This window comes from Aliiglaciecola sp. 2_MG-2023, assembly GCF_030548145.1.
Taxonomy (GTDB): Bacteria; Pseudomonadota; Gammaproteobacteria; order Enterobacterales; family Alteromonadaceae; genus Aliiglaciecola; species Aliiglaciecola lipolytica_A.
This window is the reverse complement of the sequence record NZ_JAUORY010000003.1, coordinates 323,678-349,099: the sequence shown is the minus strand read 5'-3', so window position 1 is coordinate 349,099 and position 25,422 is coordinate 323,678. Positions and strand designations below refer to the sequence as shown.

Genomic DNA, 25,422 nt, shown 5'->3' with positions numbered 1-25,422 from the left:
AGATCAATATTTTTCTTAAACGATTAAGGTTATTTCTGTGGTTGGTGTTATTTTTTATCACAATGACTCTTTTGCATAACCTCTTTGTAACTAATATATAAGCTTAATATTATTTAGATTAAGCTCTATGGTGATTTTAAAATTTTCTTTTAATTCAGTTTGTTATCATATTTCTCGAAGATTCGTTAAACCGAGTTAAAGCAATTTTGAGTGCGCTAACACAATAAAAATTTTAAATGTAGATGTTGAAGTAGCAAAAATGACTTTTGTTTACAGAATACTAAGAGAGCAAATTTTTTCACTAAATGATTTAAGTTTTTGAGCTTTTTTGATGCTAATTAAGGCTTGAATTGAGGGCTTATCAAAAAGCATTAACATGGAATTAATATCAAAGGTTACAATTTTGTTTTTGTAACGACTTTAAAGCTTGCTTAGCGACAAACTAATTATTAATCCATTTTGGTTTTATCATTAGTTTGTCATCTAGCCTAAATAGTACTATGTAAATTCAGATTACTCTTTTTGAGATAAAACCACTGCCTGATAAGGTTTTAATTTTAGCCAGCCATCATCGATACTCAATTGTGAATAGTTGTTAGCTTGAATTTCAAAAGTTTGCATATTGTTTGGTAATTTCAAGTTTGCATCAGTTTCAACAAAACTGAGTATTACTAACCAAGTTTGGTTATCAAGGCTTCTGGTATAAGCATAAATATGCGGATGATCCGGCTCTACTTGTTGGTAAACGCCGTATACTAAAATGTCATTCTCGGTTCTAAGTTTGGTTAGCGTTCGAAAGTGATTTAATACTGAATCAGCACGGTTCTCTTGGCTTGCAACATTGACCTCTTTATAGTCACTGTTTACCGATATCCAAGGTGAGCCTGAGGTGAAGCCAGCATTTTCAGTGTTATCCCATTGCATTGGCGTGCGGCTATTATCCCGCGAGTAAAACCGAAGGTTTTGCATGAATTTCTGCATGTCTTTGCCTTCACTCAAGGCTTTTTTATAGCCATTTATGGCGGCAATATCTTGATACTCGTTGATATCCTCAAAATAAATATTTTTCATCCCTAATTCATCACCAAAATAGCAATAGGGGGTGCCACGCATAGTCAGTATGAAAGTGTTAAGCATTTTGCTCGATACGGCTCTAAATTCATCACTATCATTGCCGAATCTCGATACCATGCGCGGGACATCGTGATTCGCTAAGAATATCGAAATCCAACCCTTGTCTTTGAATGCTTCTTCCCACTTAGAGTGGACTTCTTTGAAATCGGCTAAAGTGTGAGGATCATCCAATCCATTCCCTATTTCGACGCCTTCAAAATGATAGACCATATGCAATTCATTGCGATCTTCGTCAACGAGTGAATGGGCATCTTCAAAACTACTGCCTGCTCCCTCACTTACGGCAAATACTTCATATTTACTTAGCACTTCTTGGTTCATTTCACGAATGTGATTGTGCAAGGTGGGTCCCATGCCATGGTGTTTTATTACATCCACCACGTCATCTTGATAGCCCTCAGGAAAAGCCGGGAAAGTGGTGTCTTTAGAGGTAAATTGGAATGCATCGAGTCGAAAGCCATCAACTCCTTTTTTCGCCCAAAAATGCATGATGTCGTATATCTCTCGGCGTAGTTCAGGGTTTTCCCAGTTTAAATCTGGCTGTTTAGCTGAAAAATAATGTAGGTAATACGAGTCCGTTTGCTCATCGTACTTCCAAGCGTCGCCTTTTTCGTCAAAATAGCTGAACCTATGGTTCGGTTTGCCTTTTTCTGCCGGCCACCAGTGATAATAATCACGGTATAAATTGTAGCGAGAACTACGAGACTGCTTGAACCACTCATGCTCATCACTCGAATGATTTACCACAAGATCCATGATGAATTTGATACCGCGTTGGTGAAAACCTTTTATCATCTCATCGAAATCATTCATGTCTCCAAATTCGTCCATAATTTTACGGTAGTCACTTATGTCATAGCCATTGTCATCATTTGGAGAAGCGTAAAATGGGTTAACCCACACAGCGGTCACGCCGAGACTCTTGATATAATCAAGTTTTTCAATAATGCCGTTTAAATCACCGATACCATCACCATCGCTATCAAAGAAACTGCGAGGGTAAATTTGATAAATAATTTGTTCCTTCCACCATTTCTTTGACAAAGAGTTTTTTGACGTAGTCATTTGTTTATCTCCAAATTTCAGCAAATATAAGTCGCTAAACCTACCTATTTCATCTTATAGCTGTTTATTACTGCCAGTATTAACTTCTTCGACTCTCAGTATTAAAGTCTGAAAAACGCCAATAAACTAACACGATTAAGTTAACTAAGAATAGCCAGAATAGTCACTTAATGCTAAAAAAATGTTAATTAAGTTAAATTTATAAGATTTAAAATAAAATTTGATTAATTATTGGTTAATCGATTAAGTGCGGTATTTAGGTTTATTGTCTGAATTTAGAGGCTCTGAAAATAGCTGCTGAGAAAACAAAAAGTAAAAAGCAAAGCACTTGATATTCGTTGGTTGCAGATTAACGCGCTTAGCTGATTAAATGGCTTAACTGTAGTCGTTCATATCTGATCTTAAAGTTTCGATGAATAGGTTAGAACCTCACCTGGTAGGCAGCTTTGAGCGAATTATAGTCATTGGAGACATTCAGTTTCATGGATTTAACAAACCTGATAGGCTGGATGCCTAGTTATTTAATTAGTAGAAAATGATTTAGAAATTTCCGCGACTAACGATACACAAACAGTTGGAAGGAAGAGAATTAATAATGAAAAAGAATATAATCTACTATTTCACACTGCTAATTTTCTTTAGCTACCATCATAATTCTATTGCTCAAAGCCAAGATCGGAATAAGGCATTGGTCCTAAATAAGGCGACTCAAAAGCAACTAAAGGAATATGATAGGTTTTTCATAGAAAATCATAAAAGACATATCAATGAGTTAGTTGAACTGATTGCCATCCCTACCATGTCGATGAAGCCAGAAAACAAGCCTGAACTCCAAAAAGCTGCAAACTTGCTTAAAGACAGGCTCCACTCGATTGGTATGGAAAACACAGAAGTGCATTTCACCAATGAATTGCCAATAGTTACTGCCTCTTATACACGAAACGAAAATCAACCCACCATTCTTTTTTATGGGCATTTTGATGTGCAACCTGTCGCTAAAAAACGTTGGAAAAGCGATCCATTTAGTGCAGAGATAAGAGATGAAAGGCTTTATGGGAGAGGGGCCACCGATGACAAAGGGCCTATCATTGCTTTAATTAGTGCCATCGAAGGATTGATAACGGTGGATGGTAAACTTCCTGTCAACATCAAGCTGCTATTGGATGGCGGCGAAGAAATCGGGAGTCCACATTTGCCAATATGGTTAGCTTCAAATCAAGAATGGCTAAATGACATTGATTATGGAATTAATGTAGATGCAATGATGAAAGGTGACAATCAGGGAATGATGTGGAAAGGACTACGTGGAGCAGCAGACCTTGAAGTCACAATTACATCGGCCAATACCGATTTACACTCAGGCATTTATGGAGGTGTTGCACCGAACGCTGCATTGGCAGCTTCTAAAGTGATTGCTTCTCTTTGGAATGATGATGGATCAATAGCTATTAAAGGATTTTATAATGGCCTAAAGCAATATTCCGAAAAAGAACGACAGGAAATCGCTGCTGTTGTAGACCCTAATCAGGAAACTGAGGATTTAAAGAAATTCGGCATCGACCAATGGATTGGAGAGAAAGAATACACCTTTTATGAGCGACCTTGGATACGTACCTCGGTAGACATTACAGGGTTTAAAGCTGGTTATATTCAAGGCAAGGCCTCTATTATACCTCACACTGCCTGGTTTAGAATGTTAGCAAGGACAGGGCCTGATCATGATCCTAAAGAAGTATTGGAAATGCTTAAAAAGCACGTCAAAGATAGTCTTCCATGGGGGTTGAAAGTAGGTTTCAAAGAAAGTGTGATGGGTACTGCACCTGTTTTCGATGAAAGTGATTTAGGCTTTAGAATAGGCAAACAAGTATTAACAGACTTTTTCGGCACCCCTCCGATTATAGTCTATATTGGTGGTACCGTGCCCGCCCTGTCATCTGTTCCCGACGGCGGTGGCCCAAATTTAGTTTCCATAGGTTTCCAAAGGAGTGACGAAAATTTTCATGCTGACAATGAATATATGCGTATTGATAGTTTCAAGAAAGGCCAACGTATATACGTGAACTTGCTTCATGCATTTGTAAATCAATTGAATGAATAAATATCTCAGTTTCTTAATACTAGCGTCGCGACTTCACCCACGTTAGCGCAGAATGAATAGATTTGCATGGACAGCCACAAACTAGACTACTAGGAAAACCAAATAAACTATGTTTTAGTATGCTTAATTCAAGGAATGAATGATGCCACTGGCAAGGAAGCGACAAATCAACCTTTTCGATCCCCCTTATTATCATTGCGTATCTCGCTATGTTCGGCGGGCCTTTTTATGTGGAGAAGATAAACTGACGGGGAAAAGCTAAAAGCATCGTCGCCAGTGGGTAGAGGACAGGTTGCTATTTTTAACCACGGTTTTTGTAATTGAAGTCTGTGCCTATGCGGTGATGAGTAATCACACCAGTATTAAACGCCGTATTCACGATTTCAATAAAGGGTATCAGCCCTCTACGTTAATGCCTTTTGTTGGCAATCCAAAGCAACTTCAACCGTTCGGATTAGCCTTTGACTTAATAGATTATGTTGAATTGGTTGACCTATCTGGTCGCTGCATAGCGCCTAACAAAAAAGCTACCATTGAAGTGGATGAGTCACCCATATTGCAGCGCTTAGGATTGGATGAACACACCTGGTAAGATATGTTTCTAACGTTTGAAACTAATTTTAGCGTGGTAGCAGGTCAAATAGACACTTTAAAACGCTACAAGCGAAAACGTCGGTTAAAGAGTTCTTTAGGTTAACATTTACCCACCAAACCTATTCATTTCAATTGTATCTTTGCACAAGAGACATGCCTCCCTCCGTACTAAATTCACATTAATAACGCTCATTTTCCAGAAACCGATGATTGTATTGGTACTTATCTAAACTATGAGCACATTAAAAAACTTTCATCAACTTCCGACAGAAATTAAAGGCCTCAATTTCCACTAATTAAAAGATGCCTGTCCATCTTACTTTTCCCTCGTTAATGGAAATCTAAATTTAGTCGGTTGCGAATAGTCTTAAGTTTGAAATGTAAACCGTGGATTTTAGGGATTTGCAATCATAAGACTGCCTCCACAAGTATCTAGGATCTGAAAAACTGTTAATAAAAGATGTCGCGGTCGGTGCATTTAAGGTTAGTTAGCTGTCGCAGTCAGTAAAAGGGGAACTAGGTAGTTGAAGTAAAGGGTGTCGTATAGGTGTACACTCATCTTACATTCATTGAGCAGCCCTAGAGAGTTAAATCATCATGCTAGTAACTTTTTCCAGTCAGCCTAGTGCCAACATTACCATGTTCGGAGATATAGCAGTGCAATTACTGAAAATGATGGGGCACAGCGGTACTGTTCCCAGTGCAATACTTGCAAAAGATGTCCCCTCAGCACTGGCGAATTTGGAAGCTGCGCTGGGGGTAGCAGAGCAACAACCAGAATCAGAAGAACCTACTGACGATATGGAGAAAACGTCTTTTGTCAGTCTTTCTCACCGCGCTTTACCCTTAATCGATTTACTGAAGGCTGCAATAAAAGATGAAAGTAATGTGCAGTGGACGAGCAACAATTAGTCCCGCAGTGCGGCGTTAAAGTAAAAAGATAAAGCAAATTGGATTTCTACCAGTAAGGGGGGCGGAGTTAAGCATCTTTCGGCTCGCTCCACCTCGAAACTCTTTACAAAGTCCCGACTGTCGGCTTTGAGCGATAAGGAGGCATTCGAATACGTTAATCGCTATTGCTTGTTTACGTCAATAGTCGACGTACGCGGTTCAAATTTGTACAAAAATTTTGTTGCAAGAACAGCCCGGAGCTTTTAAATAAAGAATAAATTATCTTATGGTAGGAGGACTTGCATGCGACGCCGAAGGTTTCTGTACCAAAGTTCTATCAACATAAGACGTTGAAGGCTGTCGTTTCAACAAAAACAACCGCAATTTCTCCTTAGTAAACATCAATCCATTCTAAAAACCAGCTGTGACGAAGGGAAGTAAATAGCGTTAATCCGTCTAATACTCTATTGTCTGATGGATTCCATCAACCCAGCAAATCCCATTGTGGTCATCATTCGTTTCAGGTTGTAAGCCAGCACATGCAGGCTCATTTCGATACTTAGCTAGGTTTGTAGTAAATTCAGGATAGTAATGCTTTACAGTGTATTTTTTTGTTAGGCATAAAAAAGCCCCGATACAACGAGGCTTATTCTCTAAAAGTGATTTTTGATTAGGTAGTTTTCTTTTTCCTTGAAAACCCAACACCAACCAAACCCAATCCCAAAAGTGCGAGTGATGTTGGTTCAGGTACGGCCTCTATGTCAAAAATGAAGTTATCAAATACGATGCCATCCCCTACCCCTACATCTTGTACCTGTGAAAACTCCACACGTCGGATTCCTGATGCTGAAAGGCTTAAAGTATAGAACTCATCAGAACCTATTGATGAACCAAAAATCTGCTCTGTTGCCAATAAATTACCGCCACTACCAGCATCATATGCACTTAAAACAAAACCATTTAGACCAACATCGATACCAGTTAAACTAACCGAAGAAACAAGTGAACTAAAAATTGCCTCAATAGGGTCGCTTGGTTGTGGCTGATAGACCGAGTTGGTATGTCTAATGACGTTAGGGCCTGTAGATCCAGGTGCCGAAAAATTATTACTAGTTATTGCATCTACAAAAGTAACACCTAGCCCCGAATAGTTATTACCAACAATAACTCCTTGGCTTAAGTCATCAAAATCAATTGTAATTGGCGTTGCATTTACTGAATTGACAAACAAACAAATAAACAAACAAACAGTTTTTTTCATTTTTATTTCCAGATTAATAACAAAAACTAATATACTACAAGCAAAATGAGATCCAACATTTTAAGTCTCTGTTTTTATTGGTAGTTTAATTCCGTGATTCTCAAAATCTTGTAAGAAGTGTAAAAAATACTGACAGTCGGCTAACTGCCCACAGCGCCAGTTCAAGGATTGATGTTCCCATCTCCGCTTTTGGCACTTAAGTGACAGACGACTTCTACGGCGATATTGCTGAGAAAGCCGCCGATGGTATTAGCATTGAAACACTTGAATTAAGCGTCCTTATGCGGCTCAATTTGTCACTTTATATAAAGTTAATTGGCGGTATGTATTCATAAACTATATTGAAATAATTATTTGTGAATATACTCTATGAAAGAGAACTTATCGCTTCAATAGGTAATAACCTTGAATCAACAATTGCGGCTTCTCTATGCCCTAGTACAACTTGATATTGTGGGTCAGACGCAAACGAAAGAAAACTATCTAATGACTTTTGTTTTATTATCATCACTAAGTCCCACTTTTCTTCCATTGGGCCAATAAAAAAATGTTCACTTTTACCAAGTAGCATAATTTCACCGCCACTTTTCTCTAAGAATGGTAACGTTTGATTAATATAAATTTGATAAGCCTCTTTTCCTGTTATAGGTGTTTTAGGTGCTATTTCAGAAAATTGACTATAGTTTGCAATTTCTTTAAAACGAAGCAAGTTAAGCATAATAACTTCGCCTCTTATTGATTTTGAAAATAGTTGTTTTGCTGATTCGTCGGTTGGATTTAAGTAACTCGCTTGCATGATAATTCATCTCTAAATGTTATTTTCCATGAATTATACGTACACCTTTCTCTTGTACTTTTCCATTCTTGCTAGAAAGTCTTAAGAATAGCAATATTGGAAAATCCCACTAATGCATTCGTTGATAAACTTAATTGAATTGAACTAATAGAGGCCATTTATCATGAAAACGAATCCACGGGTATTAAGGAATTTCATTTATCTCGCGTTTATACTTTGTTTATATACTAAGTTTGGATTGCAACCGTCAAATAGCACACAAACTGGTTCCACGACCGTTCTACTTATATCTGCCGATCTATGCTGTTCATTTAAAGTAGAAAGACTAAGTAATAGCCTTGCTATTTCAGTGACAATAGGAGGTTGAAATGAATCCTATATATAAACAAAGAATTTTGACGGCACTTACCTATATTGAATCAAATCTAGCCCAACCTCTTAGTTTGGAATTAGTTTCAAATCATTGTCATTTTTCACCTTTTCATTTTCATCGTATTTTTAGTGGTGTTATGAATGAAACGTTGAACAATTATGTGGGCAGAAAAAGACTGGAAAAAGCGGTTAATTTATTGGTATTTAGAAGAGAGCTTAGTATTACAAATATTGCATTGGATTGTGGCTTTTCTTCTAGCTCGAATTTTGCTAAATCAGTTAAAAAATATTTTGGTTATAGTCCTACCGAAATTCGTTCTCCAAAGCCTGAAGAGCTACCCAATCTCGGTGATATTTTTAGTAAATACGGAAAGAAATTTAATCCTAATGAGTTGTATCCCGCATCAACAGACAGAACGTCTCAAAACAATAATCCAATAAATGTGGAAGTTAAAACAATAAAACAAAAACGATTAAGCAAATTAGTATCAAAAGGTGGTTATGAGTCAGAGTCGTTATTTGAAACATGGGATATATTAACTCATTGGGCTAAGCTTCAAGGAATACCTGAGAAGTCACAATATAGGTTAGCTTGGTGTTATGACAACCCTTCATTGACAGCTGCTCACAAGTGCCAATATGAAGCATCAATAGAAATTGATGATAGGGTACATGTTACTGACCCCTTTAGGGTAGGAGATTTACCTGAAGGGAAATATGCTGTGATTTATGTTAAAGGGTCTCCAGAAGATATCACCCAAGCACAGCTCTATTTGTTTAGCTGTTGGTTGCCTGGCAGTGGTTTCGAACCAGATAATTTACCCATGTTAGAACGTTATTTAAATGACGTTAGAGTTGATGGTTTTCTAGAATCTGAAATTATGGTTAAGCTGAAAGTTTTAACCTAACCTCAATTTTAAATCTACTAGTAGCGCAGAAGGTTGATTTTGGGGATGGACAGCCGTTTTGGTTTCGTTTTTCTAGGACCGCTTTGGTGGCATTCCATCATAGTCAGTTTGTTCGAGCCACCGCTTTGACTACAATTGGCACATAGATGACTGTCAGCTCAAAGTTTAAGGGTCTATAACTTTGTCCACTAACTTACTTCTTCACCTTCGTACTTGCTAGCTAGATCATCTAGTTCTGCGCTCGTGCTGTCGAACCCTGAGTCTGAGTAATGATATGTAACTTGTACCTTCAACGAGCCGCGATAAAGTTTTGCTTTGATATTCGGCCGTTGTTCGGAATTCACATCATTTAAAAAGCGGTTGGCTACTTGACCGCTGGGGAATTGATAAATTATTTGATTTTGCATGTTTAGACGAAATTGAAGAATTTTTTGAATAGTGCATGTTCACTGTTTAATTAGCAAGAGTGAGGCTTAGCAAATTTGCAATGCTAAGCCTATATTCTTGAATCTTATTTGTTTAAATGGGAATAAATCACTCTGAGCGTGGTCATGATGGATTCTTTTACGCTAGGCCAGAAAATGGAAATGCTATCAACTTGTCCTTGCCGGAAATCTGCTTCTAATCGAGTCGCAACATCGTCTAATGGATTAGAGTTAACTTTGCGAGCAATATGTGCAAGCTTGCGTGCTTGTGTCAGTATTGCGCTGTTGTTGTCTTCCATCACTGCATAATCCATATTTTGCATGGCACTTTCTAATTCACTCATTAACGCACCAAGATCAATTGCCAGCGATTGTTTAGGTGGATTCTGTTGCAAGAATGGCAATAAATCGAACCAAATATGAGGATCCCTTGGCATATCTAGCTTGGCAAATTCAGGGGTTTCTTGAACTTCAGGAGTAGGGCGTTGTTCTTGCGCTTGTTTCAATTCCTCTTTGTGGGCTGCGACAAGGGCTTTTTCTTTAACTTGCAATTTGGCCTGACTGGATTCAAGTTGCTTTTGTGCTTGCTGCAGCTCAGTTTCTTTATTGGCAATTTGACTCTTATTGCTAATTAACTCTTGTTCTAGCTGCTTTAATTTTTCACTTAATTCTGACTGATTGTTATCTTGCGCGCTTAAACTGGCTTTTGTGTTGTCGTATTCAGCTTGGATTGCCTGTAATTCAGTAGCCAACTGTTGTTGCTCATTTTGCATTTTTTGCACATTTTGTTCGCTGTTTTGCAATGCTTTTTGCTGTTCAGCCAGTTGTTGCTGCAGCTTCAATTCCTGCTGTTCCTGTTGTTTTAGTCTGTCTTGCAATTCTTGAGCTTCTCGTTTTGCTTGCTCTAATTCAGACTGCAATTTCTGTTCACCAGATTGAGTATCACTGACCTGTGATTCTGCACGTTGTAATTCTTGTAGACTTTGTTGCAGTTTCTCCTGCATTTGTTGGTTTTGACGCTCAGCTTCAAGTAATGATTGTTGCAATTGTTTTTTCTGTTGCTCGATTTCTGCATGGTGTTGACGCCACTGTTCATCGCTTCCTTGCAACATTTCTTTTTGTTTAGTAGCGCGGTTTTCCACGTCTGATAATTCTAGTTTTAACTGATCTAGCTTCTGTTGCTGTTCAAGACGTTGACGTTTTTCTTTGTCAGTTTGGCGCTGATTTTCGTCTAATTGTTTCTGGGTCAACTGCAGTTGTGATTGTTTTGCTTGTACTTCTTTTTTCAAGGCTTCTTGACGTTGTTGCCACTGTTGATCACTTTCTTGCATTTCCCGTTGCTGCTCAGAGCTGCGTTGCTCCATTTCTAGCAATTCAGATTGCAGCTGCTCAAAAATCTTTTGCTGTTGCTGCTTAGCTTCTTTTTCTGCTTCAGTTTGGCGTGCGGTTTGTTGCAAAGCTTGTTCGGTTTCAAGTAATTTCTGTTGTTTAATTTGCAGTTCTTTTTGCAACGCATCTTGTTTATCTTTCCAGCGACGGTTTGCTTCTTCGATAATCTGTTTTTGCTGCTGTTCACTGCGTTTTTCCATATCGACTAATTCAGATTGTAAACGCTGCATTAATTCACGTTGTTGTGCTTTTTCTGCCTCAGTTTGTTGCTTGGCTTGATTTAAGTTCTGTTCCGCTTGTTTCAGCTTTTGCTGTTGCTGTTCCCGCTCTTGTTGCCATTGGCGTTGCTGTTCTTGCAGTCTTAATTCTGCTTCATCATTTTTTTGTTGCTGCTGCAATTCGCTGCGTCTTTCCATTTCAGCTAATTCTTGTTGTAACTTTTCAAACACTTTTTGCTGCTGAGCTTTGGCTGATTTTTCTGCTTCGAACTGTTGCTCTTGTTGCTGCAAAATACGTTGAGTTTCTTGCAGTTTTTGTTGTTTACTGTGTAGCTCTTGTTGCAGTTTTTGCTGTTGCTGAGCCCAGTGTTTATCGGCTTCAGCTATTTTTTGTTGCTGCTGTTCACTGCGGCGTTCTACTTCTTTTAAGTCTTCTTGTAATTGTTGTAACCGCTGTTGTTGAAGTTGTTTTTCAGCTTTATCTTGTTCTGACTGGCGTTTGGTTTCGTTTAAAATACCTTGGGTTTTTTGCAACTGGCGTTGTTTATTTTCAAGCTCTTGTTGTAACAATGCCTGTTGTTTTTCCATGTCGCCTTTTTGCTGATTAGACATTTCTTCAAACTTGTCCATTTCATGTTGCAAATGATCAATGTGGCGAGCTTTATTGGATAGTTCAGATTGTGCAACAAAACAGGATTGTTCTAAGTCGCGACGTTGTTTTTCAGCTAGTTCGCTGGCTTTTCGTTGGTTAATTAACAGTTGGCGTAATTTCTCACTGGCTTGGCTGGAGCTCGATAACTTCGATTGCAAGGCGCTAATCTGACCGTTTACATCTGAAATTTGTTTGTCTTTTTGATAAATAGACGACTTGAGATCACTAATTTGCCCCTCAAAAGCTGCCATTTTTTGTTGTTGTTCTTGTCGTTCAAGTTCTAAATTACTGGCGGTTTTTTCACTTTCAGCTAGCTCTTTTTGCGCATCTTTATACTTTTTATTACTGTACTGGAGTTCATCTGCAATTTGATTTCGTTGTTTTTCCAAGCCATGAATTCGTTTACTGGTTTGTTCAAGTTGATCGGCTAAATCTTGGTTGGCTTTTTCACTGTTGGCCAGTGATTCTCGACTTTGTTGATAGTCTTGCTGCAATTGAGTTAAATGTGCAGTGACATTGTCATGTGCTTGCTGCAAAGTAGTTAGCTCTGAGGTTTTATCGGATATATCGTCTTCCGCCGCTTTTAACTTCGATTGGGTAGCTGATAACGACCTTACTTTGCTGGCAAGTTGGTCTTGGCTGCTTTCTAATAACTGTTGCTTCTCAACAATTAATCGCTCGGCCGCCTGATGTAAGTTAATTGCTTCTAAGCGTTCTTGGTCGGCTTTTTTGATAGCTCTAAGATCCGTCCAAATACACAAGATTGAATCAAAATCTTGGCCTTTAAACATAGGTACAAATGTGGCCTGACAGGGCAGTTTGTTGCTACCTCGGCTATGTTGCCAGGTCATTGATAACGCTTTTCCGTCTTGTTTTATTTGCTCAATTTTGTTCTGGAAGTTTTCGAGATCAGCTTCACTATCATTCAGTTTTTTAGAGTATGGGTAGTGTCCAAATAGGTCTTCTTCGTCTTCCACAGAGAAAAACTCACAGGCCGCAGGGTTTAGTTTATTGAAGCCATTTTCGGTTAATACAGCCATTGGCATACTGCTGTGTAACAACAAACTCTCGAATTTATCTTGTTGATACTGTTCATCACTAATGTCGGATATCCAGCACAAAAAGTGCTGTTTTTCGCGGTCAAACAGTTCGATGTTCAGTTCACTTGGATGGAGTTGCTGTTGTTTGCCTTTTAAGTCTGCATGAAATCCTTCTAGGCTGCCATTTTTATGTAATTTCTTGGCGGCTTTTCCAGAGTTTTTGGGATCATTAAATAGTTGATAAAACGAGCCTTTCATCAGTTCTTTCTCGGTCAGATCCAAGCGCAGTGTTAATGCTTTATTAGCCTGCACAATGCGATCATCGTCATCAATCATGACTATGCCTAGGGGCGCTTTATCAATGATATTAGAGAAATGTTGGCGCTCATGTTCAAGTAGCGCTTTAGTGTGTTGCAGCTCTGTAATATCTTCCATTAAACATATGGAGCCTGCGGGGTTGCCGGTTTCATCTCGGAAAGATTGAATTTTCACTTTTAAGGTTTTTTTATCACCCGAAGCTAGCTCTAAAGTTATTTCTTTGGCACTGCCGACACTGGCAGAGTATGCCATGCTGGGGGATTGACCTTGGGGCATGATAGCTTGAATATCAGCAGGCAAAATAGATAGTTGTTTAGCCGGTTGATTGCGTAAATTGTCCACAGAAGTATTAAAAAACAATTCAAATGCTGTGTTACATGCAACCACTAAACTATTTTCATCTAGTAGCAGAGTAGGGTGACTAATGGAGCTGAGCATGCCCTTAACAATTTGTTTGTTAGCGGTTAGTTGATGCTTCAAAACAACTTGCGGACTGATATTGGTGACAGTTATATGGGCTTTTAACGCCTTACCTTTTTCATCCAAGGCTAACGGGAAACCGATAAATCTGACAAATAGATCACCTTCATGCGCATCCAATTTACATTCTAAATCAATCTGTTGGCCTCGTTCTAAATCTTTATATCCTTGATTCCAAGCAAACTGTGTATCTTGTGAAACGTATTGTTCAAACTGTTTTATGTCACCGCTAAGCTGTTTGTCAGTGTTTGTCAGCATGTTGGAAAAAACGCTATTTGTGCTGAATGTTTTTTCTGACAAGTCGATTTCTAATTGGCCAATTTGGGTGTTATCTAATATTTGGTTATTTAAGCTTAAGGCATCGTTTAGGGAATCTATTTGAGTCTGAGAAGCCGAAACGTCGACAATTGATATAATTGAAGCGATCTGTTGTTGATTGTCTTTTTGTGGTGCAAATTCGAGCACTAAATTTCGATCTTTAACCGGTCCGATAAGTTGCTCTTTGCATTGAATTTTAGCCTTGATTCCGTTTTCAATTTGCGCACTATATTGTTGTTCAAATAGCGTGTTCAAGCCTTTACCTTGCAAGTTTTCTGCTCTATTTCCTAAATAATATGCCGCTAATTTATTGCAATACTGTATTTCGCCTGCATGATTAACTTGAACCATGCCAACGTGGAAATTGTCTAAATACTGGGTGTTTTGCTTGAGAATAAGTTGATTTTCGGCGAGCTGATTAAGCGCTCTTTTTTGATTGATTTTAAAAAATATCGTTAGCACAAACAGCACAACGAAGATTGCAGCAATAGCAATTAATCCGTATTCAATGTTATCTGCGGATTGCGCCAGTACTTGTTCGCCAATCGCATACACATTGTTAGTCATCAGCAGTGTGCCAAGCGCAATGCAGGTTCTGGACACTTTTTTAAATACGTGCAGCGTCATTAAATTATTCCCATTCAACATATTGCAACCAGATTAACCTGTCAGCTTGGTACAACAAATCTTTTTAAAAACAACTAGGTGTAGAAAACAATACGCAAGTCATTGGTAAACAATAAGTAAGCCATTAGGCTTTGGTCGATAATTTGTGGTGACTTGCCGCCCAGCTTTCAGGAAACTTACCTTGCAAAACGTATGAAAAGGCGATGAGTTCTGCAATCACATGGTACAATTGTTCGGGGATTTCCTGGCCTAAATCCATTCTGGCGAGAAAATCACTGAGATAGGGATCTTCATGCACTAACACACCACTTTGTTTGGCTAGGGAGACTATTTCTTCTGCTAAGTCACCAAAACCCTTGGCAATAATTTTGGGCGCTTGTTTCTTTCCTTCTTGGTATTGAATACCTACAGCGCTCTTGGTCTTTTTTGATTTTTTTGGGTCGGTCATAATCGTTACTTATTAAGCCTGAGTTTGAAAAATTTGATAAGGACGAGTGTGCAAATGCTCGGGTATTTTACCTAGCTGGCATTGCGCTTTTGCCACTTCAATACCTAAACTTTTCAATCGTTTTTTGAACAACGGAAGATAGTTATAAACCAGCTCTTTTACAGCTTCGTTGGATGTGTATAAATCTAGCTCCAATTCATCTTGTTGTAATTTGGCTTTGGTGAGTATCTGGCCGATTTCGCCAATGTCCATTTTCATCGTTAAATGCCAAATCGCTGACTTGTTGTGTTGTTTTTCAGCGCTAGCGTGTTTTTCTGGTTCGCGTTTTATTAATAACTCGATGTCTTTTTTCTGTTCGCCTACACCGCTGGGTAAAACATAATAAAATGTTTCTTGTCCTTGCAAGGCTTGTTCGGCGTTACTTAATTTACTCGATTGGTGTTGCGCAAACATACGCCCTAACTGTTTAAGTAACTGATGCTTCTGTTCCATTTGGTTCAGATCATTCAGGCTGCGCTGGGTTTGCGGAGCCGCTGCTTTACCGGAACTCGATATGATGCTACTCACTATCTGCGCGATTTTTTCACTGTTTTGCGGTTGGTTTCTATTCAATCTAGAAGCTAAGCTAATTTGTAACATCGTCATCAGACCTGCAACAATTCCTTGTGAGGAAATGGCTTGAGTGAGTTGAATGGGTGACAAATTAAGGGGCGCTTGAGTGATGAGTTGTTTGATGTTTTCAGCGTCAGCCTCTTTGCCTTGCGGTGTGCCTTGTTGCAGCTGTTTCAATATCGCTTCGGCAAGCGCTTTAGTTTCTGGCGATTTGGCTAAAATGGGATCGCGCAGTGCCATTTCTATATTCTGTAAGGTTTCGCTTGGACTGGCAGCTTGGGGTAAAACCCGTCGCATTAAATCGCTTATTTGTTCAAGTACTTGTTGTTTTTGAGCTACAGGTATCGAGTCTAACTTTTGAGTTAAGGTTTGCAGGTTTTTTTCAATCGTCGTGTTATCTGATTGGATTGCCTTAGCCGCAGCTTCTTTGGGAGTTAGCTGATTTAAGTTGGCTTCAGCGGCGCGTTTATCGGCACTAGGAGACTGGCCGTCGGCTTGAACCTTGAGATTTAATTCGGGTTTATTGGTTCCCCCGTCTGGACGCATAATCGACGTTTCAGTGGATTGCGCAGTTCCTTGTTTTGCATCACTTGGCAAAAACAGTGCATTTTTAACTTGTTGCACTTGGGCTTCAGTGAGCGGCAGCTGCGCAAGAGGAGTTTTAACCGGACCTTTAATTTCTCCTTTACCAGCTGCGAGTAAATCGATACTGACATTTTTCACACTAACATCAACATTTAAAAGTTTAGGGATTGCATTGTCTAAACGTAATTGTGGCTGTTGGGTCAGTGTGTCGATCAATATTTGACGAGGAACCGCTAATGAAATGTTGTGAGATGGATTATTTAGCCGCGCAGAATCAGATTGTAACAATTTAACGATATCTGGCTTAGTCAAATTAAGCATAATTACTTTTTGCGCAATATTGCTTTGGTTGCTGTGTTGAATTTGCTCGGGACGTTTCTGTAATTGGATGTTTTGGGAATATTTGTCTGCCGTTACTTGTTGGTTTATCTGTTCTGACTTTCCTGATTGAATAACCTCTTTGGGTGCGGCAGGATTCAGGTTATTCCCATCCGTTTTTGCAACACTCTGGGAGATGTTTGGGCTGTCTACTATCAGCCTAACCTGCCATTGGTTACCCTTTGGGGTTATCTGCAATTGGACATTTTGATTGCTTGGCAACACTTTTGCTGACGCCGGTAAATTCACACTGATTATTTGTGATTTAGCATTAATCGAGGTTGCTAAATTGGCTGTGTTGCCATTGCTACTAATCACTTTTGCATCCACAGCGACATTGTTAGTTTGTGCTGCTGGTAAAGCCTTGCTGCTAATGGCATTTAAAATGGTTGCGAGTTGTTTTTGATTGAGGCTGGCAATTACCGATTGAACGTCTGTTTTGGTTGACGGACTGTATAACAATAGTGCTGAAGTAGTATTTTGATTACCCGACGAACTGGTATGATTCTGTAATTGTGCTTGCACTTGTGTCGCGTTTAACGACTGTGGCAAGTTATTCGGTCGTGGCAAGGTCACTGTGTGTTGCTGTTTGGGTAGCGTTAAAGCAATTTGATTATTAGCTAAAAATTGAATAATAACCTGCGCAGCCTGCTTTGCTACTGGCGAGTTTGATGACAACTTCGAAAGCTGAGCGGCAGCCTGCACAAGTTGTTGAGCGTTTAGTGATATATCTGACATAAACAGGTTATCGGCAAAGCGTCAGTAGATTTAACAATGACTAAGCATAACCTGTTGTAGATATAGAATCTAATAGCTGGATTTGGCTTTTTGCTATGGTATCATTTGCGCCGATTTTTCGGCTTGTAGCTTTTCAGTAAATTAAAACGACTTTGATTTGCTAATTAGTTAAGTCGTTGTTGTATATAGCCTAACTGGAGAATGACTCAACTTGGCATTGTTACGTGGGCAAAATTTGGGATGTGTGAAGCAAGATCGAACTTTGTTTGAGAACATTGAATTTTCAATCGAACCTTCCGAATTACTTTATGTGCGTGGCCAAAATGGCGCTGGAAAAACCAGTTTGTTGAGAATTTTGGTTGGTTTAGCCGATCCTTCTGAAGGGTCAATAGAGTATAAGCATCAAGATATTCAGCATGTCAGTGAAAGTTATTTTCAAGATTTAGTCTATTTTGGACACAAACTAGGCTTAAGTCTCAATCTTAACGGAATTGAAAATTTACGATTTTGGTGTCAATTAAATCAAGTTAACTGCACTGAGTCAGAATTATTCGAATTGTTAGCTAGTTTAGGGTTGGTTGGCTTAGAAGATGTGCCAGTAAGTCAGCTTTCTGCTGGTCAGCAACGTCGTGTTGCTTTGGCGCGTTTGTGGTTGAAAACTGACGCTAAACTATGGATTTTAGATGAACCCTTCACAGCTTTAGATGTCCAAGGGATTGCCTTGTTGCGAGACAAAATGATTCAACATTTGAGTGTAGGTGGGGCGATTATTATTACCTCTCACCAAACCTTAGAGGTGGATTACCCCACATCCGAGTTGCTGTTGGAATATCGCATATGACGTCTATTTTATTGGCGGTATTTAAACGTGATTTAGCGTTGGCGTTTCGTCAGCGGGCAGAGCTGCTGCAGCCCATGATGTTTTTTGTATTGGTGATCAGTTTATTTCCATTAGGTGTGGGTCCTGGCCCTGAAATTTTACAAAAAATTGGCCCTGGTGTTATCTGGGTAGCTGCAATTTTGTCTTCATTGTTAGGTATGGAAAGGTTATTTCGAGACGATTTTCAGGATGGAACCCTTGAGCAGATAATGTTGAGTGGCGCATCTATGCCCCTTGTCTGCGTGGTGAAAGTGGCGGTGCATTGGTTAGCCAGCATTGTTCCTTTGATTTTATTGTCTCCATTGTTAGGGGTTTTTTTAAACCTTAGTTTAGATATGTACTGGGCATTGCTAGCGACCTTATTAGTGGGGACTCCGTTGCTGAGTTTAGTTGGAGCTGTAGCGGTTGGCTTAACCGTTGGACTTCAAAAAGGCGGTGTGTTGCTCGCCCTGTTATTGTTACCCGTTTTTGTACCTTTATTGATATTTGCAACCGCGGCGGTAGATGCAGCATCGTTGCAGATATCCTATTCAGCCCATTTAGGCTTAATTGGAGCAATGTTATTACTAGCTCTTGCATTGGCTCCTATGGCCATTGCCTATGCATTAAAAGTGAGTCAAAGCTAATGTGGAAGTGGTTACATCCCTACGCTAAATCAGAGTCTACTTACAAACTCTGTCAAACCTTATTGCCTTGGTTTTCAATCAGTGCGGCAATTACCCTCGTCGTTGGCCTGATTTTGGGGTTGATGTTTGCTCCAGCTGATTACCAACAGGGTGATTCTTTTCGCATCATTTATATTCATGTCCCTAGTGCCATCACATCGATGAGTGCCTATGCTGCGATGGCAGTTGCCGCGCTTATTGGTTTAGTTTGGCAAATCCGCACAGCCTATATGGCGATGATTGCGATTGCACCAGTTGGGGCGATGATGACCTTTATTGCGTTATTTACCGGGGCAGCATGGGGTAAACCTATGTGGGGCACTTGGTGGGTATGGGATGCCAGATTAACGTCTGAACTGGTGTTGTTATTTTTATACCTTGGGGTAATTTCGTTATACAAATCCTTCGACGATAAAGTACAGGCAGGAAAAGCAGCCGGGGTTATGTCCCTTGTCGGTGTGATTAATTTACCCATTATTCACTACTCGGTTGAGTGGTGGAATACTTTGCATCAAGGTGCAACCATCAGCAAATTTGATAAGCCATCTATTGCGCCAGAAATGTTTTGGCCGTTAATGGTTAATTTGTTGGCAGCAGTCTTATTAATTGGTGCAATCACCTTAAAGCGTTTGCAAAACGAATTGTTGCGTCGCGAAATACACCGTCCTTGGGCTGTTAAAACCTTATTGAAAGAGGGCAAATCATGAATTTTCAATTCGATTCTTGGCAAGCTTTTTGGCAAATGGGCGGATATGGTTTTTATGTCTGGTTGGCATTTGGTGTGTCGTTTTTGGCTGTTTTTTTGGTTGTCTACGAAAGTATTTGGGCTAAAAAACAACTCATCAAAGCGGTTAACGCACAAATTGCCCGTAAAAAACGAATTAAACAGAAAAAAGCAGCTGATTCAGCACGTGAAGAAGCACAGTCAACATCTGAAAAGAAAGGTGAATTATCGTGAATCCAAGACGTCAAAAACGTTTGTTTGGAATATTAGCCGTTGTGCTCTTAGTAGCCGCTGCAGTATGGATGATGCTTAGCGCATTAAGTGAAAATATTGACCACTTTTACACACCCTCTGAAATCATCGACGGTAAAGAAGGTGTCACGCCAACTATTGGTCAACGTCTGCGTATTGGCGGAATGGTGGTTCCGGGGAGCGTTAAACGGGATCAGGAAAGTTTGGCCGTGAGTTTTGATTTAGCCGATACCGGTCCCATAGTAACCGTGCGTTATGCCGGCATTTTACCTGATCTTTTTCGTGAAGGTCAGGGCATAGTGGCAACGGGCAGACTAACTGAAAATAACCTCATCGTTGCCGATGAAGTTTTAGCTAAACATGATGAAGAATATATGCCGCCCGAATTGGCTGAAAAAATGAAAGGCATCAAGCATGTAAAACCCGACAATTTACAAACAGATCAGAAAGCTGGATCTGGATATTAGGATTAATTAAACATGTTTGCAGAATTAGGACATTTTTCCTTGGTATTGGCCTTACTTATGTCAATACTATTGTCGATTTACCCCATGTGGGGAGCGTACAAAAACCAAAGCCAATACATGGCGTTAGCAAAGCCATTGGCTATTGGTATGTTTGTTTTCACCGCCATCGCTTTTGCGGCATTAATGAATGCGTTTTATACCGATGATTTTAGTATTGCTTATGTGGCGAATCATTCCAACAGCTTACTGCCTTGGTATTACAAACTAACCGCAGTTTGGGGTGGACATGAAGGTTCATTCTTACTTTGGGTGTTGATTTTCTCAGTGTGGACTGTCGCTGTCGCTGTGCTGAGTAACAGTATTCCACAGGCGATGGTGGCGCGAGTGTTATCTATATTGGGAATGGTTGCGGTCGGGTTTTACTTGTTTATTTTGACCGCTTCTAATCCATTTGAAAGTCTTTTACCTTTTTACCCTGTAGATGGACGGGATCTTAACCCTCTTCTTCAAGATTTTGGAATGATTATCCATCCTCCTATGTTGTACATGGGTTATGTAGGATTTTCGGTTGCTTTTGCTTTCGCTATATCAGCGCTCATATCTGGCCAGCTAGATTCTACTTGGGCCCGCTGGTCTCGCCCTTGGACATTAGCAGCTTGGTGTTTTCTGACAGTTGGTATTGCATTGGGTTCGTGGTGGGCGTATTACGAACTAGGCTGGGGTGGCTGGTGGTTCTGGGATCCAGTAGAAAATGCTTCTTTTATGCCTTGGTTAGTGGGCACAGCTTTAGTGCATAGTTTAGCGGTAACTGAAAAGCGTAAGATCTTTAAGTCTTGGACTGTATTGTTAGCTATTTCAGCTTTTTCTCTTAGTTTGTTAGGCACATTCTTAGTCCGTTCTGGCGTGCTGGTGTCTGTGCATTCGTTCGCTAGTGATCCCACTCGAGGTTTGTTCATCCTTGCTATTCTGGGTGTGGTCGTGGGTGGTTCATTAATATTGTACGCCATTAGAGCTCCTCATTTAAAAAGCGTTGGTCGATACGAGTGGTTTTCCCGTGAAGTGATGTTAATGGGCAATAATTTGTTATTAACTGCGGCCACAATTGTGGTGTTAATGGGGACATTATTACCTTTAGTGCATAAAGAGATTGGCTTAGGATCTATCTCAATTGGTGCGCCATTCTTTAACCAAATGTTCACTTACTTGATTGTACCTTTTGTTTTGCTGTTAGCGATGGGGCCGTTGTCTCGATGGAAAAAGCAGTCACCCAAAGCGATTCAAAAACAGCTAATAATTGGTTTTTTAATTAGTGTGTGTGGCGCGCTCTTGATCCAAGCTAGTTATAACCAAATGACATACATGGCCACTTTAGGCTCAATTCTAAGTGTTTGGATTTTGGTTTCCACAGTGCAAGAAATAATGCAGAGAGTTTCATCGGAAAACGACAAAACTCAATCTTCAACAACTTGGCAACGCTTACGCCGTTTAACCCCAAGTCATTGGGGAATGGTAATGGGACACCTAGGTTTTGCTGTGACGTTAATCGGGATTACTTTAGTCAGTAATTACGAGCAAGAAAGAGATGTGCGCATGCACACTGGTGATGTGATTGAAATTAGTGGATACGTTTTCAAATTTACCGGTGTTCGGGATTTAAAGGGCCCCAATTATGTAGGTCATGTGGGTATAGTGGATGTTTATACGGATACGACGTTAACTGAAAAAATCACTCACTTAGAAGCTGAAAAACGCTTTTATCCTGTACAGCGAACAAGCATGACCGAAGCAGGAATTGACAGCGGTATTTCCAGGGATTTATTTGTCGCCTTAGGTGAACAGTTAAATGATGGTGCCTGGGCGGTGAGAATTTACATAAAACCCTTCGTGAATTGGATATGGGCCGGTTCATTGATTATGGGATTCGGTGGCATTTTATCTATTTCAGATAAACGCTATCGGATGGCTAAAGTTGCCAAAGTTAAGGGACGTTTGGCAGCTAAAAAAACCAAAATTGATACCCCTGAAGTGCTCGCGACCAAAACACAAGGACAAGCATGAAAAAGGCATCACTATTTTTAATTCCAGTTACCATGTTTGTGCTGTTATCGGTTTTTTTATTCAAAGGCCTGTACAGCGATCCTCGACAACTGGATTCCACGGTTTTAAACAAACCGGCACCGAATTTTTCATTACCTGATTTAATGAATCCGGATGTGATATACGACCCTAGCATATTTGAAGGCCAAGTGACTTTGATGAACGTGTGGGGTGTTTGGTGCGTAACCTGTGCTGTTGAACTCCCTTATTTAACTGAATTAAGTCAACAGGGGGTGCGTATTATAGGTTTGTACTACGACCAAGATACCGACCCAGATTTTGGGATTAAAAGTATTCCTACCATTCAAAAAGAAGTGGCTGCTAAATTGGCGCAATTGGGCAACCCTTATGAGTTTAATGTCTTTGATGTAAAACGAGATTATTCCTTGGATTTAGGCGTAACTGGTGCACCCGAGACTTTCCTTATTGATAAGCAAGGTGTAATTAGAATGCATCATATTGGTGACATCAATACTCGGGTTTGGCGAAATAAAATTGCACCTCTATACAATGAGTTAATAGCCCAATGAAAAAATTAATCCTGTTATTTGTGTTGTTTACCAGTCCTCTCTGGGCGCTGGAAGAAGCCTACATATTTGATGATCCGGTAAAACAAAAAATGTTTTTGGATTTGACCCAAGAACTGCGTTGTCCGCAATGTCAGAATCAAAATATTGCGGATTCTGATGCCATGATTGCCCATGATTTACGCCGAAAAGTGTATGAGTTGCTTAATCAAGGTAAAAGTAGAGACGAAATTGTTGATTTTATGAAGTCGCGCTACGGCGATTTTGTGTCTTACCAACCACCTGTCACTCCATTAACTATTTGGCTATGGGTGTTGCCCGTTATTTTTGTAATAGGTGCTGCGTGGTTTGTATTTACTCAACGCAAAAAACAAGTGAATGATTTTGATGAAGATGTGCTAGCCAAAGCTGATTCGTTATTGGAGAAAGAAGATGAATAGTTACTGGCTGGGTATTGCCATGTTGTCGGCCATAGCAGTAGGGATTTTAATCGTTCCTTGGTTATTGAAACGCAATAGACATCAGCAAGATGTGCTAACTAACACGCAAATTATTAAACAGCGGATGCAAGAACTTAATCGTGAAGTAGATGAAGGATTAATATCTACTGATGACAAAGATATCGCTGTGAAAGAATTAAAGTTAGCGCTAGTCGATGAAACCGTGTCAGGCTCAGACGCTAAGCAAGCGGGCTCTTGGCCCTTGTTTATCGGCATTGTTATTAGCGTAATCTTGTGTGGAACTTTGTATTATAAAAGCAATGAGGTTGGCGATTTACAACATTGGCAAGACGTGAAACAACAGTCATCTGAGTTAGCCAAGCGAATTGTTATTGAAGCTGATCCTAATGTGACCGTTGACGATTTGAATGATTTTAGTTTGGCCATGCGCAGTAAGCTGGTGAGTGCGCCAGATGACTATATTGGTTGGTTATTATTAGGTAGGCTACACGCATCTCTAAATCGTATAGAATCAGCGTTACAGGCCTTTGAAAAGGCCTATTTACTGGCACCGCAACACAACGGTGTATTATCTAGTTACACTCAAACACTAGTAATGACAGGCGATGAGAATTATATTCGCAAAGCCCAAGGGTTATTAAAAACAATGGTGATTAATAATCCGCAAGATATGAATGCGATAGGCATGCTAGCTGTGGCATCGAGCCAATTAGGTGATACTCAACAAGCGTTAGAAAGTTGGCAACAATTGAAATTGATTCTGCCTGCTGATGATCCCATGACCGCTGAAGTTGATAGACGCATCGCTCAATTAAGCGCACAGTCCATGGATGAGTTAGCCGAAACGCAAGTAGATACAACAGGGGCCGCAACGTCAGTTTTAATTACGGTGTCTATCGCCGACGAACTTGTTGCTAAAATACCAGAAAATGCGTTCATCTTTGTATTTGCACAAGATGCTAATGGCTCGGTTAGAATGCCCGCTGCGGTGGTTAAAAATAGATTGTCGGCTTTGCCAATACAGGTCGAGTTATCTGACGCCAATGCAATGATGCCAAGTTTTAAGTTGTCGCAACTTGAAAGCGCACGCTTAGTGGCGCGAATTTCGTTAGATGAAAATGTTGCACAGGCTAAAGGTGAGTTACAAGGAGAAGTAACCATACCACTTCAAGCCGGTGAGAAAATGACACAATCGATAGTGATCGATAAGGAATTGATGTAATGAATCAAAAATTTTGTTTGCTGTTATTAGCAACATTGTTGCTAGGTGGATGTGCATCAAAGCAAGCAGCAAATGAACAAGCACAAAGTGTTGAATACAATGATCCCCGAGACTCATTCGAAGGGTTCAACCGCGCCATGTGGGACTTCAACTATGATGTGCTTGATGCTTATATTTTGCGACCGACAGCTGTTGTATACGTAGACTATATGCCTCAGCCAGCTCGGCGAGGACTGCACAACGCTGCTCTGAATCTAGAAGAACCGTCTAATTCAGTAAATAACTTACTGCAAGGTAAAGTGGGCGGCAGTTTAACCAGTTTAGGACGCTTTGTACTGAACTCAACTGTGGGTGTTTTGGGTCTGTTTGATGTAGCTAAAGAAATTGGCTTAGACAGGCAAGAAGAAGAGTTTGGTGAAGTGTTAGGTAAGTATGGTGTCGGTACTGGGACTTATTTAATGTTACCGGCTTATGGTCCAACTGATCTTCGCTCGTTAACTGGTGACTTTGTCGATTCATCCTACTTTCCGCTGCAAGATTTATCCTTTTACGTAGCGGCAGTGCGAACCGGCATTAAAGTACTTGAAGCTCGCGCTCAATTGATGGAGCAAGAAGGGCAGTTAGATCAATCATTAGACCCGTACGCATTCGTGAAAAACGCTTACTTCCAAAACTTGGAGTTTCGGGTAACAGACGGAAAAGTACCGCAATCTGATTTGAACACTGACCCAGAAGTTGAAAGCGAAAACTTCGAAGACTTTTTAGACGACCTATAGGTTC

The 25,422-nt window shown here is 40.0% G+C and carries 21 protein-coding genes and 1 pseudogene; 15 read left to right on the top strand and 7 right to left on the bottom strand.

Going from position 1 to position 25,422, the window contains the following annotated elements:
• Positions 1-513: 513 nt before the first annotated feature.
• Positions 514-2,199, bottom strand: coding sequence for an alpha-glucosidase (locus Q4567_RS05375; RefSeq protein WP_303499627.1), 1,686 nt, complete (start codon positions 2,197-2,199; stop codon positions 514-516).
• Positions 2,200-2,794: 595 nt separating this feature from the next.
• Here Q4567_RS05375 and Q4567_RS05370 point away from each other — a divergent pair.
• The 3 genes and pseudogenes from Q4567_RS05370 (at position 2,795) to Q4567_RS05360 (ending at position 5,803) form a co-directional block, all read left to right on the top strand.
• Entirely contained in the window at positions 2,795-4,297 is a 1,503-nt protein-coding gene (locus Q4567_RS05370; protein WP_303499625.1) for a M20/M25/M40 family metallo-hydrolase, read from the top strand.
• A gap of 142 nt (positions 4,298-4,439) precedes the next feature.
• Positions 4,440-4,874 (top strand): annotated as a pseudogene (locus Q4567_RS05365) (transposase); the annotation flags it as partial.
• A gap of 614 nt (positions 4,875-5,488) precedes the next feature.
• Positions 5,489-5,803: a DUF1840 domain-containing protein gene (locus Q4567_RS05360; protein WP_216049850.1), complete on the top strand. Its 315-nt coding sequence runs from the start codon at positions 5,489-5,491 to the stop codon at positions 5,801-5,803.
• Between the two features lie 649 nt (positions 5,804-6,452).
• On the opposite strand, the gene Q4567_RS05355 is transcribed toward Q4567_RS05360, so the two are convergent.
• The gene (locus Q4567_RS05355) at positions 6,453-7,043 is read right to left on the bottom strand and encodes a PEP-CTERM sorting domain-containing protein (RefSeq protein ID WP_216049851.1); all 591 of its coding nucleotides are present in this window, start codon (positions 7,041-7,043) and stop codon (positions 6,453-6,455) included.
• Between the two features lie 200 nt (positions 7,044-7,243).
• On the opposite strand from Q4567_RS05355, the gene Q4567_RS05350 reads away from it, so the two are divergent.
• A complete protein-coding gene (locus tag Q4567_RS05350) occupies positions 7,244-7,378 on the top strand; it encodes a hypothetical protein (RefSeq protein WP_303499624.1) in 135 nt (44 codons plus the stop codon).
• 32 nt (positions 7,379-7,410) lie between these two features.
• On the opposite strand, the gene Q4567_RS05345 is transcribed toward Q4567_RS05350, so the two are convergent.
• On the bottom strand, positions 7,411-7,839 hold the full coding sequence (locus Q4567_RS05345; protein ID WP_303499623.1) for a DUF1330 domain-containing protein: 429 nt from the start codon (positions 7,837-7,839) through the stop codon (positions 7,411-7,413).
• Positions 7,840-8,207: 368 nt separating this feature from the next.
• Between Q4567_RS05345 and Q4567_RS05340 the strand changes: the two genes are divergently transcribed.
• Entirely contained in the window at positions 8,208-9,119 is a 912-nt protein-coding gene (locus tag Q4567_RS05340; RefSeq protein WP_216049853.1) for a GyrI-like domain-containing protein, read from the top strand.
• A 188-nt stretch (positions 9,120-9,307) separates the two neighbouring features.
• Here Q4567_RS05340 and Q4567_RS05335 read toward each other — a convergent pair whose 3' ends face one another.
• The 4 genes from Q4567_RS05335 to Q4567_RS05320 form a co-directional block, all read right to left on the bottom strand.
• Entirely contained in the window at positions 9,308-9,526 is a 219-nt protein-coding gene (locus Q4567_RS05335) for a hypothetical protein (RefSeq protein ID WP_216049854.1), read from the bottom strand.
• A gap of 104 nt (positions 9,527-9,630) precedes the next feature.
• Positions 9,631-14,586 (bottom strand): PAS domain-containing protein, encoded by a 4,956-nt coding sequence (locus Q4567_RS05330; RefSeq protein ID WP_303499620.1) that lies wholly within the window; start codon positions 14,584-14,586, stop codon positions 9,631-9,633.
• A gap of 124 nt (positions 14,587-14,710) precedes the next feature.
• The gene (locus Q4567_RS05325) at positions 14,711-15,034 is read right to left on the bottom strand and encodes an EscU/YscU/HrcU family type III secretion system export apparatus switch protein (RefSeq protein ID WP_216049856.1); all 324 of its coding nucleotides are present in this window, start codon (positions 15,032-15,034) and stop codon (positions 14,711-14,713) included.
• A gap of 12 nt (positions 15,035-15,046) precedes the next feature.
• Positions 15,047-17,347 carry a flagellar hook-length control protein FliK gene (locus Q4567_RS05320; protein WP_303499618.1) on the bottom strand — a complete coding sequence of 767 codons (2,301 nt, stop codon included), beginning with the start codon at positions 17,345-17,347 and terminating at the stop codon, positions 15,047-15,049.
• Positions 17,348-17,558: 211 nt separating this feature from the next.
• Here Q4567_RS05320 and ccmA point away from each other — a divergent pair, with 211 nt between their 5' ends.
• From ccmA to Q4567_RS05270, 10 genes are read left to right on the top strand one after another with little or no spacing between them, the layout of a single operon-like run.
• Entirely contained in the window at positions 17,559-18,188 is a 630-nt protein-coding gene (gene ccmA, locus Q4567_RS05315) for a cytochrome c biogenesis heme-transporting ATPase CcmA (protein WP_216049858.1), read from the top strand.
• Entirely contained in the window at positions 18,185-18,853 is a 669-nt protein-coding gene (ccmB, locus tag Q4567_RS05310) for a heme exporter protein CcmB (protein ID WP_216049859.1), read from the top strand. The genes ccmA and ccmB overlap by 4 nt, the downstream gene beginning before the upstream one ends.
• Positions 18,853-19,599, top strand: a complete 747-nt coding sequence (locus tag Q4567_RS05305) for a heme ABC transporter permease (RefSeq protein WP_216049860.1) — start codon at positions 18,853-18,855, stop codon at positions 19,597-19,599. The genes ccmB and Q4567_RS05305 overlap by 1 nt, the downstream gene beginning before the upstream one ends.
• The gene (ccmD, locus tag Q4567_RS05300) at positions 19,596-19,850 is read left to right on the top strand and encodes a heme exporter protein CcmD (RefSeq protein ID WP_216049861.1); all 255 of its coding nucleotides are present in this window, start codon (positions 19,596-19,598) and stop codon (positions 19,848-19,850) included. The genes Q4567_RS05305 and ccmD overlap by 4 nt, the downstream gene beginning before the upstream one ends.
• Positions 19,847-20,335, top strand: coding sequence for a cytochrome c maturation protein CcmE (gene ccmE, locus Q4567_RS05295; protein ID WP_216049862.1), 489 nt, complete (start codon positions 19,847-19,849; stop codon positions 20,333-20,335). Before ccmD ends, ccmE begins: the two co-directional genes overlap by 4 nt.
• Before the next feature lie 12 nt (positions 20,336-20,347).
• Positions 20,348-22,393: a heme lyase CcmF/NrfE family subunit gene (locus tag Q4567_RS05290; protein ID WP_216049863.1), complete on the top strand. Its 2,046-nt coding sequence runs from the start codon at positions 20,348-20,350 to the stop codon at positions 22,391-22,393.
• Positions 22,390-22,962 carry a DsbE family thiol:disulfide interchange protein gene (locus Q4567_RS05285; RefSeq protein WP_216049864.1) on the top strand — a complete coding sequence of 191 codons (573 nt, stop codon included), beginning with the start codon at positions 22,390-22,392 and terminating at the stop codon, positions 22,960-22,962. Before Q4567_RS05290 ends, Q4567_RS05285 begins: the two co-directional genes overlap by 4 nt.
• Positions 22,959-23,399 carry a cytochrome c-type biogenesis protein gene (locus Q4567_RS05280; protein ID WP_216049865.1) on the top strand — a complete coding sequence of 147 codons (441 nt, stop codon included), beginning with the start codon at positions 22,959-22,961 and terminating at the stop codon, positions 23,397-23,399. The genes Q4567_RS05285 and Q4567_RS05280 overlap by 4 nt, the downstream gene beginning before the upstream one ends.
• Positions 23,392-24,642: a c-type cytochrome biogenesis protein CcmI gene (ccmI, locus tag Q4567_RS05275; RefSeq protein WP_303499615.1), complete on the top strand. Its 1,251-nt coding sequence runs from the start codon at positions 23,392-23,394 to the stop codon at positions 24,640-24,642. Before Q4567_RS05280 ends, ccmI begins: the two co-directional genes overlap by 8 nt.
• A complete protein-coding gene (locus tag Q4567_RS05270; protein WP_216049867.1) occupies positions 24,642-25,418 on the top strand; it encodes a VacJ family lipoprotein in 777 nt (258 codons plus the stop codon). The genes ccmI and Q4567_RS05270 overlap by 1 nt, the downstream gene beginning before the upstream one ends.
• Positions 25,419-25,422: the final 4 nt, after the last annotated feature.